At 43.5% G+C, this 14,592-nt stretch carries 12 protein-coding genes; 2 read left to right on the top strand and 10 right to left on the bottom strand.

Annotation, left to right across the window (positions count from 1 at the left end):
- Nucleotides 1–37: 37 nt before the first annotated feature.
- The 10 genes from FKX85_RS12385 to FKX85_RS12340 all read right to left on the bottom strand — a co-directional run bounded on the left by FKX85_RS12385 (nucleotide 38) and on the right by FKX85_RS12340 (nucleotide 13,319).
- Complete coding sequence (locus tag FKX85_RS12385) at nucleotides 38–841, bottom strand: hypothetical protein (protein WP_141615025.1); 804 nt, start codon at nucleotides 839–841, stop codon at nucleotides 38–40.
- Between the two features lie 325 nt (nucleotides 842–1,166).
- Entirely contained in the window at nucleotides 1,167–1,757 is a 591-nt protein-coding gene (locus tag FKX85_RS12380; RefSeq protein WP_141615024.1) for an outer membrane beta-barrel protein, read from the bottom strand.
- A gap of 11 nt (nucleotides 1,758–1,768) precedes the next feature.
- Nucleotides 1,769–2,401: a DUF4136 domain-containing protein gene (locus FKX85_RS12375; protein WP_141615023.1), complete on the bottom strand. Its 633-nt coding sequence runs from the start codon at nucleotides 2,399–2,401 to the stop codon at nucleotides 1,769–1,771.
- Between the two features lie 233 nt (nucleotides 2,402–2,634).
- Nucleotides 2,635–3,450: a hypothetical protein gene (locus FKX85_RS12370; RefSeq protein ID WP_141615022.1), complete on the bottom strand. Its 816-nt coding sequence runs from the start codon at nucleotides 3,448–3,450 to the stop codon at nucleotides 2,635–2,637.
- Nucleotides 3,451–3,488: 38 nt separating this feature from the next.
- Nucleotides 3,489–4,550: an HAD family hydrolase gene (locus tag FKX85_RS12365; protein WP_141615021.1), complete on the bottom strand. Its 1,062-nt coding sequence runs from the start codon at nucleotides 4,548–4,550 to the stop codon at nucleotides 3,489–3,491.
- A gap of 116 nt (nucleotides 4,551–4,666) precedes the next feature.
- Nucleotides 4,667–5,824 (bottom strand): BamA/TamA family outer membrane protein, encoded by a 1,158-nt coding sequence (locus tag FKX85_RS12360; protein WP_141615020.1) that lies wholly within the window; start codon nucleotides 5,822–5,824, stop codon nucleotides 4,667–4,669.
- Between the two features lie 226 nt (nucleotides 5,825–6,050).
- Nucleotides 6,051–6,626 carry a DUF4136 domain-containing protein gene (locus tag FKX85_RS12355; protein ID WP_141615019.1) on the bottom strand — a complete coding sequence of 192 codons (576 nt, stop codon included), beginning with the start codon at nucleotides 6,624–6,626 and terminating at the stop codon, nucleotides 6,051–6,053.
- Between the two features lie 855 nt (nucleotides 6,627–7,481).
- Nucleotides 7,482–8,366: an AraC family transcriptional regulator gene (locus FKX85_RS12350; RefSeq protein WP_141615018.1), complete on the bottom strand. Its 885-nt coding sequence runs from the start codon at nucleotides 8,364–8,366 to the stop codon at nucleotides 7,482–7,484.
- A 1,388-nt stretch (nucleotides 8,367–9,754) separates the two neighbouring features.
- Nucleotides 9,755–11,788 (bottom strand): M3 family metallopeptidase, encoded by a 2,034-nt coding sequence (locus FKX85_RS12345; RefSeq protein WP_141615017.1) that lies wholly within the window; start codon nucleotides 11,786–11,788, stop codon nucleotides 9,755–9,757.
- A 184-nt stretch (nucleotides 11,789–11,972) separates the two neighbouring features.
- Nucleotides 11,973–13,319, bottom strand: coding sequence for a M28 family metallopeptidase (locus tag FKX85_RS12340; RefSeq protein ID WP_141615016.1), 1,347 nt, complete (start codon nucleotides 13,317–13,319; stop codon nucleotides 11,973–11,975).
- A gap of 69 nt (nucleotides 13,320–13,388) precedes the next feature.
- Between FKX85_RS12340 and FKX85_RS12335 the strand changes: the two genes are divergently transcribed.
- Nucleotides 13,389–13,904 carry a DinB family protein gene (locus tag FKX85_RS12335; protein ID WP_141615015.1) on the top strand — a complete coding sequence of 172 codons (516 nt, stop codon included), beginning with the start codon at nucleotides 13,389–13,391 and terminating at the stop codon, nucleotides 13,902–13,904.
- A gap of 56 nt (nucleotides 13,905–13,960) precedes the next feature.
- Nucleotides 13,961–14,479 (top strand): acyl-CoA thioesterase, encoded by a 519-nt coding sequence (locus FKX85_RS12330; protein WP_141615014.1) that lies wholly within the window; start codon nucleotides 13,961–13,963, stop codon nucleotides 14,477–14,479.
- Nucleotides 14,480–14,592: the final 113 nt, after the last annotated feature.

The following is a 14,592-nucleotide window of genomic DNA, read 5'->3' as shown; positions in this document are numbered from 1 at the left end:
GTCCCAAAAGTCCATGTTTCTAACCTCAAACCTCCTTCTATTTCCCCATAAACTGTAAATTGATCCCTGTAAATAACTGAAATTGTGGTTGGGTTCCGGCATGCAGCATAGAGTATTGCGGCTCAATAAATAGATTGAACATCGTGTTTTCCACCTTAACGACTTTCCCGATACCAAGTCCCAAGGGCACTGAGAAGGCATCATTCTTAAAATCAAAAGCCCAAATGGGAGATCCTCGAAGATATGTTCCTTTGCCCAATTGCCAGAAATAAAACGGCTGAATGGCTGCCACATTGGTTCCGGGACGGTCACTATCACCGGCAAAAGAGGCCTGCCACGTTACGAGCCCACCAAATTGGAAGATGGCTGACTTAGCGATAAACGCCACCATCGCAAAACCACCTTGCCACTTGCCCGTCCCCAAGGCAGTTTCAGTAGCTGTTGGGGCTGTGAGGTTAGGCCCTATCCCGACTGTAGCAGTGGACTTTGATATAAAGTTATAGGACATAAATGCATTGACATCCCCCAATCCATTAATAGAATTCACGGTTCCATCGGCAGAATTTGGAATCCCGGTCGTATTGAGAGGAGCTGATACCCTGAGCAGCCATTTCCCCTCGGAAATGGGCTTGGCAAACCGTACCCAGGAATTGTTCAAATAGGCCTCCTTAGGCGCGTCCGTCAATCGAGGGATATAATAATTATGAAAATTAAGGGCAGTCATATTAGCCAATGGGTTATTGGCCTGAGTGGAACTTGACGCCTCCTTACCGTCTTGGGCAAACAACCGGGAAGACAGCATCACTGTCGCCATTGATAAAATGAACAAGTACTTTTTCATGGGTATGGTTCTTTTAATTGTTTTCATTCATTCCACAAACCTGAACTCGATTTAAAATACCGTCATACGAACGTAGCGATAGCAGAGTGAAGCAATCTTTCCTTTGAAAACGAGATTGTTTCATTCCCGATAACTATATAGACAGGCTATACTTCCTCACAATGACGGTTTAACGCTAATTTTATAGAAACTCAGGTTAAAAGGTGGTTTAAACGCTGTTAGCCCATTAGCACAGTTAACATAACAAACAGGTCACAGCGGGAAGTATCCATAGGATATCTCCTACTGTAATCCTTTGTGTAATCTTGGATTTCAGGCGGGTACATCAAAGCTCAAAACCCAGCTTTAACGCAAAATAGGACTGAGGCTCATCCAGCTCATTTCCTGCTTGAAACCCGTTGTAATACTGAATTGATACAGAAGTGGAAAATTCATTGGCAAACTCTATCAGCATGCCCACTTCAGGTGCCAACGCAAAATTCCAAGCTTCCTCCTCTAGCGTAAACTGCCCCATATCGGTATTTCTCCGAGTATAGATGGTACCTATGCCCAAACTGGCAAAGGGATTGACAGCAGACCTGGGCTTGAAATAATAAGCACTATTAAACAAGATAGGCATATGGTTACTGTACCGATATTGTTTACCGGAAATGGCCTGGTTTTCGAACGCATAGGTGTCATAGGCCAATTCTTCGTAAAAGACATTCCAGCCGGACGATATCCCAACTCCTATATTATCATTCACCATTTTCCGGTAATCAATCGCTATTCCCCTAAAACTGCTAGGTTTGACATAATCGCTCAGCTCACCAATGGCAAAACCAACAGGATAGGACAAAGTCACTTTGTTGTCTTGTGCGGAAGCTTGCAGGGACACAAATATCCCTAAAACAAGCATTATCAATAGTCTTTTCATTTTGCTAATCATTATTGAGTTTGCAGATAAGGAGATTGGTCAAAAGCCTGATCAATAGCGTCAGTTACCCTGTCAATGTCATTGTAATACGTAAGGATCCCGTTGCTTACTGACAACCAGGCCGCATTGGACTTATTGATAGGGTTATTCTCAGCAGCACTTGGATCGGTAAGGACTAAGATCAGGGATCCGGTAGAATAACTGCTCACAGGGTAATAAGAGGGATAGTACCAGCCCCACCAACCGGGATAATACCAGCCCCACCACCAGTCATACCACCAATCATAGTAATAATTGGTGGTGGACGTAGCTGCTGGCATCATCAGCATATCCGGGGAATCTTCTACATCCACCCTAGTCCAACCATAACTTTCCATATTCTGCGCAATTTCCGAAAGAATGGGCGTAGCAAACTTGTCGTCCAAATAAACATAAGTAGTATCGCCATCGTCCACCTTTACATTTGTCACGATTTCTTCGGGCATGGCATAAGTGCTGTTGGACCGAAAATCATAGTCTTCTTGATACGTAGTGTAGACGATGTCCATATCCTCTACATAGTCTGGACCTGAAGGAAGACAACTCCAGAAAAGTCCGCCGACCACGCCGAGGGCCAAAAAGGATAAAATAGTTGATAGCTTCATCGTTGTATTAATTTTAATGAGAGATATTTTGTTGTTCAAGTCAAGCCTGATGCCTACCTATATTCGGCATACGCAACCTTTCTGCTCATGGCTAAAGGCTGAAATCGTAAAAATGGCGGCAACCTTCCCCGGTGTTTGCCCACATTGGTTTGGATTAATGGTTTCATCATAATAGTTGGTTAAAATTGAGCAAAACATTAAGCTTTAAGATGGTACAAGCCTGCCCCTACTATTCATTTTGACTTTACCGGCAGGTACCACCTGAACCCCAGTCTGATTCCAAAATCGTTTAGATTATAGGGAAATCCCTCTGAACGGTAAGCCATAAACTCCGGCTCGATATAGGCATTGTACTTCAGCTTGCCTGACCATACATAACCAAGCCGTAAATTCAGCGGAATGGCTATTTTTCCCGTTTCATAATCCATCTGCCACAGAGGCTCCATTCCTGCATAGAGGCCGTTGTTCCAAGTGTAAAAGATATTGGGCTGAAGTGCCGTCACATTCCGGTTTCCGTATTCATTGTTTTTGCTGATTGAAAAGAAGTTTTGCCAGATCCAGTACATCTGCCAATTGCCCAGATTGGTAAAAGTCACCGTAAAAGCCGGCCCCAATTGCCACTGGGGAGAACCCAGTTCCGGCGAAGTGGCCGTGGGGATCTGCAAGTTCCACCCAGCCCCGAACTGCCCCCAATCCATTTTGGACAAGATAAAAAACTGGTTGATCGTGATATCCCCCAAGCCTGTCGGCCCTCCTGGTGCGGTATTCAAAAAGGCAATCACCCTAATCAGCTGAGGAAAAGGAAGAAGCTTTCCTTTTTCCAGTGGAATGATCCCTCTCAACCGGAAATTCTGGGCAAAACCATCTGCGCCATGGGTCTTGAAAATCCCAAATTCCTCCAACTGTAGCTGCCAAGCCAGCGTGGTCGGGTTGATCACTTGCTGGGAAAGCTCCACGGAGGTTTTCTCTTCTGTTTCTTGGGCAGAGACCGACCATGACAGTGCCAACAATAAAAATAAAGGCAGTATTTTCTGAAACAGCAACTTCATCCTTTTTGATTTTCTTTACCAATCTGGTTTGATACCAATCACTTTACCGTATCCAGTTCATAGGGATAAATGACTTTCCAGTCGTTCTTCATATCGACCAACGTCCATCCTTTTTCGGATGCCTCATCCCAGCCCTTGTCAAAGCCTCCAATATGGGACCCTCTGTCATAGGCCCATTCTCGTAAAGAATCGGTGTGGTGAACATAGAGCTGGAAATTTTTCAACTCATTTGCCGCTGACCAGCGAAGCATTTGGAGATCGCCATCTGAATTGCCTGCAGCAAATACCGGCTTACGCCCAATGTACCTATGAATGCCAATAGGCTTCCCTTCCTTATCGTCGATCAAATCGATTTCTGGCAACCGCTTGATCACAGGATTACCCTCATTATAATCGTATTCGGTCTTGATGCTACTGCCTACAATGCGGTCCCTTGATATTCCATATACCTCTTCGGCCCAGGGACGCATAAAGTCAATTCCTCCTCCCGAAACAATAAACACCTTAAAATCATACTCTTGGAGGTATTTTACCAATTCCAGCATAGGCTGAAAGACCAGGTCTGTATAAGGCCTGTTTTTAGTAGGATGCTTGGCAGAAGCAATCCAGTCTTTGACGATTTTGTCAAATTCGTCCGTGGTGATCCCAGCATGGGTAGTCATCACCACTTTGAGCAAGCCAGGCATTCCCTGCTGCATCAATGTTGGCATGTCATTTTCTAAAATGGCCTTGTACGGTTGTTCGTTTTTCCACTCCGGATGATCTTCCGCCATGGATTTTATGCGGTCTATGACAAAGAAAAACTGAAAATACACCGGCTGCTCTGACCACAGGGTTCCGTCATTGTCAAAAGTGGCAATACGGCTCTGTTCCTCAATAAAATTGGGACTTTGGGGATTGGTCACATCTTCCACAAAGTCAATGATGGCCTGCTTGGAGGCCACGTCGTTCCAAGAGGGCAGTGGCTCACTGGCTCCGGCTATTTCCCTTGAATTGGTAGGATCCTCGACAGCATTCTCCGTCTTGGGAGCACAACAGACCATCCCGAACAGTAATGTCAGGATAGCAAATGAATGTGATAGGGGACGTAAACTTTTCATGATTAAAAGCTATTAAGGTAAACTTTAGAATGGCTATACAAACCGGTTTTTGCAGTCCTGTTTGTCATTATTCCTGTATTGTTATGCTATTCAGTCAATCTCTCATGACCATTGGCTTAATTCCGGTTATTCCAGGCATGGCCAAATACGACGTACCATCCAAAGGCATCATTGGACCAGGCAATGTCTACTCCCGTACGGAGGCCAAACTTCCTCGCCAGCAAATACCGAAAACCACCTCCGTAGGTATAGATCAAGTCCGCTGATCCAAAAGACACCTCCTCCATAGGTGACTTGGCCAATCCTGCTATCAACGTCCCGCTCCACCGCAGGCTAAAATCATAGCGCTGTTCTGTTTCCAACATGTATATCTGATCACCCTGGTACCGGGCCGCAGGAACCCCACGCATATCTACAAAAGGCTTGGCATAAAAAGGCGGGTCACCAAACTGCCACACCCCTTCCAGCCGGACACCACTCACCCACTTGGGACTGGCCTGGAAAAACTTAAATCCTGCCACATTGAGCTTCTGGTAGTTGTAATCACTTCCCGTCCACTTGGCGTTTATCCGGTAGGTAGACACCAAGTAAACTCCCTTATTGGGTGTAAACACATTGTCCCGTTTATCGAACTGGATATCCGGACTGATGGTACTCAAATTGCTGCTCAGTTCTTTATCTTCGATAAATTCCGGCAACTCACTCATTCCAAAATCTGGACTGGCATTAATGTGGGCAAAGGAATAATCCAATCCCATATACAGTTCTGTATTGGCTATTTGGCGCAGGACCGAAACAAAAACCCCGTTCGTCTGGAGATTAAAACCAAGCTCCCGCTCACCCACCACGGGAAGTGTCCTGTAAAAATCCATGTTGATATCGCCATGGAAAGCTGCCACCCGGTATTTCAGATGATGCTTGGGAAGGGATGCCATCCTAACCGCCCCAAATCCCCAGGACTTATTTGCCGTATAGCCCACAAATCCGGCTGTAATATCCGGCGGAATATACCTTCCCTCTTCCTGGTATTTATTTGGCTGGATGAATATAGGGGTAAAAACGCCTCCGATATTCCCCAGGGCCGGCTCAGTAATCAACTGTGGAACTGGGATAAAGCCGTGAAAATTTATCAAAAAATCACTCATATCCAATTTCCCGTCCAGTGAGTCTTTCAAGACACTCATACTGAATTTCTGCTTGGATTCTTGCTTCTGGGCTAAACCAGGAAAAGACCAAATCAGCAAACATAAAAGTATCGGCAAAAGTCTTTTCATTTCATCGCAATTGTTTATTCCCTTCTGTTCAGGTGATTGGTTAATCAATGGCCAAAACCACTTTAAATTGCAAAATATCCTGTCTCATCCCCTGTACGCTTAGTTCCTTTAAAAGTGAATGGTGTTTTTTGTCAGGTATCCTAAAAACCAAAGGATACCATCCACCTTAATCGTTCGCTTTCCATGGGTGTGATGGCTCTGTTAATGATATTGATTCGCCCTTTGATTATTTCACCTTATCTACAGGAAATTTTTTCATCAATTTTTTGATGTTCTTTGGAATAGTCTTTTCCCTCTTCTCAGGTTTCTCTGTCACTGTTGAAGTCAAAATCCCCTGCCAAATCAGTTGATTGTTGTCACTGTCATACATATCTACTACCAGTGTGCCTTCTGTATAGTCATCATTGGAGTACGTGGTGGTTGCCGACACATTACCGGCTCCCATTCCCCAGCCCCATCTTGGGCCATAGCCATATCCGCCCATAAAATCAGTGTATGCCGTGGTGCTTGTCTTCTGGTTCAACACTACGAACAGTGCGATCTTGGCATCAGCATTGTCCTCGTCATGGACCATTCCCCTTGCTTCAAACTCCGATTGGAGGGATTGGAGCACTCTTTTTTTATCAAATTCATTGAGCTGCTCGTCACTATTTTTTTGCCATCCCTCAAACGAATAGGTTTTGTACTCGGAGAAATCAGTCTCCTTATCATAGTCACTTTTTACCTGTGCGGACAAGAAATGGCTGCTCATCAGCATCACCAATGCCGATAAAAATGCCGGAAGTATTTTTGAATATTTCATGATAATAGTTGATAAATGATGATCAAAAACTAAAAGCAGCATGAATTCCTTTGGTACTGCTGCTAAGTAAAGCTATATAAAAGGAATGCTTTAGGTGTGCAGAAATAGTTAGAAGATGGTAAGAATTATAATTTTTTGCATAGGATTACTCAAAAAGAGAAAATAACACCAAAAAATTAGCTTTTGACCGCAGTACCCACTTCTCCCTATAAAGCACTCAATTCACCTCAATACCGAATTTGGACAGGTGTTCAAAAAAACACATAAAACGCTTATTTCATAAACTACTGGAGTCCGAAAAAATAATAGTCAAATTAAAAAAATCAACTGTTTTCACCACTAAATCCCCTAAAGGGGACTTTCTAAAGCTCCCCTTTAGGGGATGGGGCTCATTTTAGGGATTGGAATAAAAACCCTCAAATTTCTATTTAAAGAAAGTTTTTGATCATATTTAAAATTAGTAGGACACCAGTATTTCACAAATCAAAAAATGTATTTAATATAAAATAAACACTGTTTAGTTAATGTATATCCCCGATAGTCATGGGTCAAGTAAAAAGGTTGGGAGGATTAAGGTTGGTTCCGATAGCACGCAGATGGCGCAGATTAATAAGGTTTGCGCTGATTTTTCATGCTGGAACACGCATTCCTATTAACCTGAACTCGACTATGAATTCGATTTCATTCCCTCATTGTGACAACCGGAGGGAGAAAGCAATCTCGTATTCTTAAGACGGGACTGCCACGTTCCCGATAGCTACGGGACAGGCTATTCGTCGGAATGACAGCTTTGTAACGGCCTGCTCTTAGCTAAAATGGCATAGAATCCGGGCTTAAAAACATATGCTGCCACTTTTAAATTGCCTGATTATGTCTGGTCCGATGAGCCTTCGCATATTGGGAAGGTGTTAGGCTTGTAATCTGCTTGAATTGTCTATTGAAATACGAAATGTTATAATAACCACATTGGAAGGCCACTTCCTTAACACTATGTCCTTCTTCTATCAAGAGCTTACAGGCTTGTCCAATTCTGATTTGGTTTAAAAATTGGGAGAAGGTTTTTCTGGTATGCATCTTAAAGTATCGACAAAAGGCGTTGATGCTGAGATTGGCCACATTGGCAGCATCGGAAACGGAAATGTCCCTTGAAAAATTTTCCATAATAAAGCGAATCACTCCATTGATCTTTTTGGTATCTGAAGGCAATGGCCCTGGTTCAAAATTAATATGGCTCAGTGGCGTAAGTTCATCACTAATGGACAGCCTGTGCAGCTGTTTAAAAAGGTAAATAATGCGCTGCAATCCATCTTTCTCTGCCATCTTATAAGCAGCATCAAACATCTTCTTTCTGATCCCTCCTTCTAGCTTCAAGCCCCGCTTGCTTCGCTCCAATAACTTCCTCACTGAATGAAATTCAGAAAGCTCAAGCATCCGCTCTCCCATCGATTCCAATGCAAAAAGCACCGAAATATTCCTCGAATGCAAGGTAGACTGAGCATCATAGTATTGTTGGGCACTTCTAAAAAAATGGGGTAAATTCGGCCCAAGCACAAATACATCCCCTGCTTTGAAATTACCAATGGCATCACCAATAAAATAAGTCCCCTCTCCTTCTACAATCACCATGATCTGCGTCTCCACATGATAATGCAGCTTGTCATAAAAATAAGGATAGTCCTCCTGTAAAATCCGTACAGCTTCTTCATTCGTCTTGGCTATTTTGAACAGCAAGGGCTTCATACCATCGATCTACTTTTGAAACCACAAATTACGATCTCCCATCGGGAAAATAAAATTGATTCAAATACTGCAATTCATTTACATTATCAAACAATATACTTACGTCAATTATATCTTTATAAACGGTACAACTACCATATCCACAAGTACTGAAATCCAATATAACGAAGAAGGAAAACCCACTGTTAAGGAAAAAGAAGAAACATAAATTAATGCCCAATTGGTAGCTAACCTCGAGTACTCCCCTGAACAGTCTACTGATACCCGGATGGATTTATTTGACTACAAGTCCACGGTGTCGGCAAAAGGTAGGGCAAGCTGAAAAGTTGGGGGCATGAATCCCTTTATTTTAATCTAAAGAATTCCCCGAGGCAGAGCCTCAAGGTAGTTTATTAGGATTTCTTTTTTGTTTTTTGCCACAAAGGCTCGAAGACACAAAGGCTCGAAGACACAAAGGCTCGAAGACACAAAGGGGGTTGATAGGGATTTGTCGTGCAATTGGCACTTTTATTTACAAATAACTTAGTGGCTTGGTGGCTTGCTTTTTTTCTGCCTCAAAGATTCTAAGACCCAAAGCTGTTTGTTTTCCTTGAAATTTTGGAATTCGCCTTCAAAACACTTCGTGTCTTGGCAACTTCGTGGCGACATACCACATGAATGGAAACCTTCCACCGCACCCAGAAATATTGCTTGATCCCAAAAAGAAACACTCATGAGCGTCCGGTCGAAAACATTTACATACGACCCCATTAAAAACAAAAAAGCTATGAAACAATATCTCATAGCTTTAGTCAATTAACAATAAACCCAAAATAACCTGCTGTAGGAGAAGGACTCGAACCTCCACGGGGCAGTTAGGCAAAACACGAGCTCCATGTCTGCTTTATCCCAAACTCCCCACCCCCGAGACAGGGGGGCATGTCTGCCAATTTCATCACCCTACAGTATTGAAAGACCTTTTGTCTTTTCTTTATGTTACAAAGCTAACAACAGCAGTAATTAATTCAAAATATTCTAACAAAAATATTCAAAAATTACACTTTTAACAAAAAAATATTGTAACACATATCAAATCAATAAATCAAAGCCTCAAAAACAAGTGGTTTCATTGCCAAATTTTCAATGGAAATTTCACATCACACCAGAACCAAACAGCTACTTTATTTTGATCAAACATTTTTTTTTGGAAAATTTCACAAAACCGGGTATGGATCAGCGAGAATCTGTCCTATCTGCGTTCCATATAAAACAGCTTCGGCTCTAGCTGGCGTTTAGACAGGTATGCCCAGCTCCCACCATTTCCGGTTGATCCTAAACCATCTATAATCAAAAAAGTGAAGCCATCTTCACTAAGAAGACAGCTTCACTCATCATAAAATTTTGTTTCTTTACTTAATCAATCCTGCTCGCTTAAGCAAGGCATCGGGTTTTGGAGCCCTTCCACGGAAGCGCTTGTACAAAACGGAAGGATGCACCCTGCCACCAGCTGAAAGGATATTCTCCTTAAAGGACTGGGCCGTAACCGTATCAAATATACCATTTTCCAAAAACAACTCAAATGCATCTGCATCCAGCACTTCCGCCCATTTATAGCTATAATATCCCGCCGCATAGCCACCTTGGAAGATATGGGAAAATGAAGTAGACATCATAATACCATCCACCGATGGTAGCAGCTCTGTCGGCTCCATGGCTTTTTTCTCAAATTCAAACAACGATCCAACATCCGCAGGATCTGCACTGTAATAGGCCATATCCAGCAGCCCAAAACTCACCTGACGCAAGGTCTGGTAGCCTTGATGGAAGTTGGCTGCTTTTTTAATCCTTTCTACCAATTCCTCAGGGATCTTTTCTCCCGTTTTATAATGGCTGGCAAAGAGGTCCAAGCATTCTTTTTCATAACACCAGTTCTCAAAGATCTGCGAAGGCAACTCCACAAAATCCCAGTACACATTCGCACCTGAGAGGGAACTATAGGTACCATTGGCCAACATTCCGTGCAATGCATGTCCAAACTCATGGAAAAGCGTGGTCACTTCATTAAAGGTCAGCAGGGACGGTGTGCTCTTGGTAGGCCTTGAAAAATTACAGACAATGGAAATATGGGGTCGCTTATCCACTCCGTCTATTTTGGATTGGCCGCGATATACGGTCATCCAAGCACCATTACGCTTGCCTGCCCTCGGGAAGAAATCGGCATAAAAGACGGCCAAGTGCTTGCCACTCTTCGCATCTTTCACCTCATAAGCCACTACTTCTTCCTGGTAAACAGGAATGGATTCATTTTTGACAAATTCCAAATCGTAAAGCTTTGCGGCGGTCTTGAACACCCCCTGGATGGTGTTTTCCAACTCGAAATAAGGCTTAGTCAGCTCATCATCCACTTCAAACTTTGCCTTCTTGAGTTTTTCGGAATAATAACCAAAATCCCATTTTTGGAGCACCTCTGGCCCTCCCTGCTTTTTGGCAAACTCTGTCAACTCTTTCAGTTCTTCCTCCGCCTTTGGCCGTGCTTTTTCAAGCATATCGTTTAGAAAACTGGTCACTTCAGGGGCACTTTTGGCCATCCGCTCCTCCAATACAAAATCGGCATAACGCGGATATCCCAGCAAGTTGACACGCTGGTTTTTTAGTTCCAATATCTCTTTTACGATTTGCTGGTTGTCCAGGTCATCTCCTTTGCAGGACTTGGTATTATAGGCCAAGAAGAGCTCTTTTCGGAGTTCCCTGTTGTCCGCATACGTCATGAACGGCACATAACTGGGAAATGCAAGGGTAAACACCCATTTTCCTTCCTTCCCCTTTTCGATTGCCGTCTGAGCAGCCGCTTCTTTTATACCCGCCGGCAAACCAGAAAGATCCGGCTCATTTTCTACTACTAATTCGTACTTATTGGTCTCTGCTAAAACGTTTTCACCAAAGGCAAGGCTCTTCTGGGACAGCTCCCTATCGATTTCCCTTAGCGTTAGCTTGTCCTCTTCGGACAAATTGGCTCCATTCCGGACGAATGACTTGTAGGTTTTATCCAGTAATGTCTCCTGCTCTTCATCCAACCCAAGTGCTTCTTTCTGCAGATAGACATCATTTACCAATGCAAAAAGCTCTTGATCCAGGAGGATATCATTGGAATAAGCTGTGAGCATGGGTGAAATTTCCCTCGCTAGTTTTTGGATTTCATCGTTGGTTTCCGCAGCGTTGAGATTAAAGAAAATACTGGAAACAATATCCAGCCGCTCCCCTGAACGGTCCAATGCCTCAATGACAGTGGCAAAACCGGGCTTATCGGCAGCTTTTATCTCCTCTATCTCTGCTTTGGCCTGCCTAATCGCCTCTTCGATGGCCGGCAAAAAGTCCTCACTCTTGATTTTATCAAAAGGTGCCGTATCAAATGGCGTATTGAATTTTTCCAATAATGGATTCATATGTTTTCTTCGTGTTTTTATAGTATCCTGGGCATTTACGGAAATGCAGGGGTAAAGTTAAGATTCTCCCTTAGAGATACAAGGGAAAGACGGAGGCTGATCAAGGAATTCGCTTTTAATAAATGGCCCAATTTAGCTGAGAACCTGCTTGGGACAGGCAAGCCCTACTTTTACACCTCCACTGTCAACGTACCGGCATTGGGAATACCGCTCTACTTTCGACCAGGTCCTCCCCGACAGCTTGTACTGCAAAGAAATAGTTGTCCTTACTGTAGGGAAGCGTCAGTGAAGTATTCTCAGTAAAAAACTTCTTTTCCCAAACGGGAGAACTGGTCTCTCTCATCAAGACATAATATCCTTTTGCCTCACCGTTATGAGGTGCTTGCCATCTGAGCGTAGTGCTATTGGTCAGCTGGCTTACGTCGATCCCCACTTCCAGCGGTACCGAAGGTGCTGAGGCCAGACTCGCCAATACGGCCAGGTTTACACCTGTATTTTTTCTTAAATATTCATAATCAATATGCTCAGGTAAATCCCCATATTCCACACCATCCTCAGTGCGAAGGTCTTGGTGCTGCTGGGTATAATTTTCATTGTATTCACAAATCCTCACTGCTGTAAAGCCTTCTCTCGAAAAAGGTGTATGATCCCCTCCACGCAAAAAGCGATCATTACGATACACCAACTTCACTTCCAGCTGATCCACATAGCGCTCTCCCACTTCCTTTATATAGCGGGCAAATTGCCTGGATTTGCTGTCATTTTCACCATTGGTGTATTGGCGGAGTTTTGCCATTTCGTCGGTTTCATAGAGCGGAACACCTTCACTAAACACCCTTACTCGTGTATTGTCCCGCAACTTGGTGCCGCTGGAAGCACTGTTACCGATCATATCATTATTGATCATTGCCGCCAAGTTCCAATTTTCCTCTTTGGCTTTCTTGGCCAGATGTGCGGCACCTTTGAGTCCTTGCTCTTCACCAGAAACTGCCACGAAAACAATAGTGGCCGGAAAAGACCTTTTGCTCATGATGCGGGCCATTTCCATAAGTGCTGCCACTCCTGAGCCATCGTCATTGGCACCGGGGGCATCACTTTCTGCATTCATCACATCCGAAACACGGCTGTCCAGATGACCGCTGACAATAAACACCCGGTCGTCATTTGGATCTGTTCCTTTTAGTGTGGCTATGACATTGCCCATGCGTACATCCTCCGGAATCCTCCTCCCATCTGCTTCTACGATAAAATAATCTATCTCTGAACTGAGCCTCCCCTCTGAAGCAGCTTCGAACGATTTAAACTGTGACAGCACATATTTCCTGGCGGCTTCAATGCCCCTGCCTTCTTCATCCTCACTTTGGGAGTGCCGCGTACCAAAACTCACCAGTCCTTGGATATATTCTTCCAACTGGACTGGGGAAATTTCCTGAACCATGGCCTCGATTTCCGTGTTACGATGAATACTTTGCAGCTGTGCAATGGTCGAAAAAGGAAGGAGAAAAGTGAATACCAATAAAATTTTCTTCATGATATGGGGGCTAAAGTGTTAGTTTACCTTAAATTTATACTATTGATGCTGAAATAAAAAAATAATTATATGAACGAAAAACTAATTCCAGAAGTGGACGAGTATGGGCCGTTCTATGATACCTATGTCTCAAAAGTCCGTGGAGAAAATGTAGAGGAACTATTGCTTTCCCAGGTAGAGGAATTGAGGAAATATTTTGAAGGAATTTCAGATGATGATGCCACCAAAAGTTATGAAGATGGAAAATGGAGCCTAAAAGAGCTCATTGGCCATATCAATGACACTGAAAAGGTCATGCTGTTCAGGGCACTGTGCATCGCCAGGAAAGATGAACAAGAGCTGCCCGGCATGGATCAGGAAGCCTATGTAAAAGCCGCCAAGTTCAATGACAGGCCCCTTGCCGAACTTTTGGAGGAATTTGAACTGACACGATACGTCATTCGCAGCTTCTTCAGGTCTCTGCCAGAAGAAGCCTACACCTACACAGGCACTGCCAATGACTATGTCATGAGCGTCCGTTCTTTCTTGCATATTATTCCAGGCCATTTTAGGCACCACATGCAGATTTTGCGTGAACGATACTGAGTGAAAAGCACCACAGGAAGCACGAAAAAACTTTAACTATTTTCCCTAGACACATTATGTTTGAATATAACCCAGATAAACACTATCCCAAAGAGACTGAAAACCGCTCATTGGTTCGTTTTCAGGATTGTGACCCATTGAGACACCTGAACAATGCCAAATATTTTGACTACTATTTCAATGCCCGTGAGGATCAAGTGCCGAAGCTTTATGGTGTCGAAATGTTCGATATGATCAAAAAGTACCAGGCGGCATGGGTCGTGTATAACCACAATATTTCATATGTAAAACCTGCCATGGTAGGTGAATGGGTTCGTATTATGAGCCGTATTTTATGGCATGATGAAAATACCGTGGTCGTAGAGTATTATATGACCGATGACAGCAAAAAAGAATTGAAGAATGTCCTGTGGAGCACTTTAAAATATGTCGGACTGGAAGATGGCAAGATCCGGCCTCATAAAGGCGCGATCAACGATTTCCTAAAAGCCACTTCTGATAATTTTGACATCCGTGAACATTCCATTGTAGAGCGTGTAAAATTGCTCAAACAACGCTTGAAAGCTGAGGAGTAAAATCCAAGGGGCGAGGAAATTTCCTCGCCCCTTGGATTTTTGTACAATTTATATCTTACCAAAATTCAGGTTCAAAAATGCTCACATTACCACCTTGAACATTCAACCCATAA

Source organism: Echinicola soli (genome assembly GCF_006575665.1).
Taxonomy (GTDB): Bacteria; Bacteroidota; Bacteroidia; order Cytophagales; family Cyclobacteriaceae; genus Echinicola; species Echinicola soli.
This window is presented reverse-complemented; position numbering and strand designations above follow the sequence as displayed.

Coding starts and splice junctions, on each gene's coding strand:
- FKX85_RS12370 (WP_141615022.1), bottom strand. CDS start 3,450: ATGAAGTTGCTGTTTCAGAAAATACTGCCTTTATTTTTATTGTTGGCA.
- FKX85_RS12360 (WP_141615020.1), bottom strand. CDS start 5,824: ATGAAAAGACTTTTGCCGATACTTTTATGTTTGCTGATTTGGTCTTTT.
- FKX85_RS12365 (WP_141615021.1), bottom strand. CDS start 4,550: ATGAAAAGTTTACGTCCCCTATCACATTCATTTGCTATCCTGACATTA.
- FKX85_RS12330 (WP_141615014.1), top strand. CDS start 13,961: ATGTTTGAATATAACCCAGATAAACACTATCCCAAAGAGACTGAAAAC.
- FKX85_RS12335 (WP_141615015.1), top strand. CDS start 13,389: ATGAACGAAAAACTAATTCCAGAAGTGGACGAGTATGGGCCGTTCTAT.
- FKX85_RS12380 (WP_141615024.1), bottom strand. CDS start 1,757: ATGAAAAGACTATTGATAATGCTTGTTTTAGGGATATTTGTGTCCCTG.
- FKX85_RS12350 (WP_141615018.1), bottom strand. CDS start 8,366: ATGAAGCCCTTGCTGTTCAAAATAGCCAAGACGAATGAAGAAGCTGTA.
- FKX85_RS12340 (WP_141615016.1), bottom strand. CDS start 13,319: ATGAAGAAAATTTTATTGGTATTCACTTTTCTCCTTCCTTTTTCGACC.
- FKX85_RS12385 (WP_141615025.1), bottom strand. CDS start 841: ATGAAAAAGTACTTGTTCATTTTATCAATGGCGACAGTGATGCTGTCT.
- FKX85_RS12355 (WP_141615019.1), bottom strand. CDS start 6,626: ATGAAATATTCAAAAATACTTCCGGCATTTTTATCGGCATTGGTGATG.
- FKX85_RS12375 (WP_141615023.1), bottom strand. CDS start 2,401: ATGAAGCTATCAACTATTTTATCCTTTTTGGCCCTCGGCGTGGTCGGC.
- FKX85_RS12345 (WP_141615017.1), bottom strand. CDS start 11,788: ATGAATCCATTATTGGAAAAATTCAATACGCCATTTGATACGGCACCT.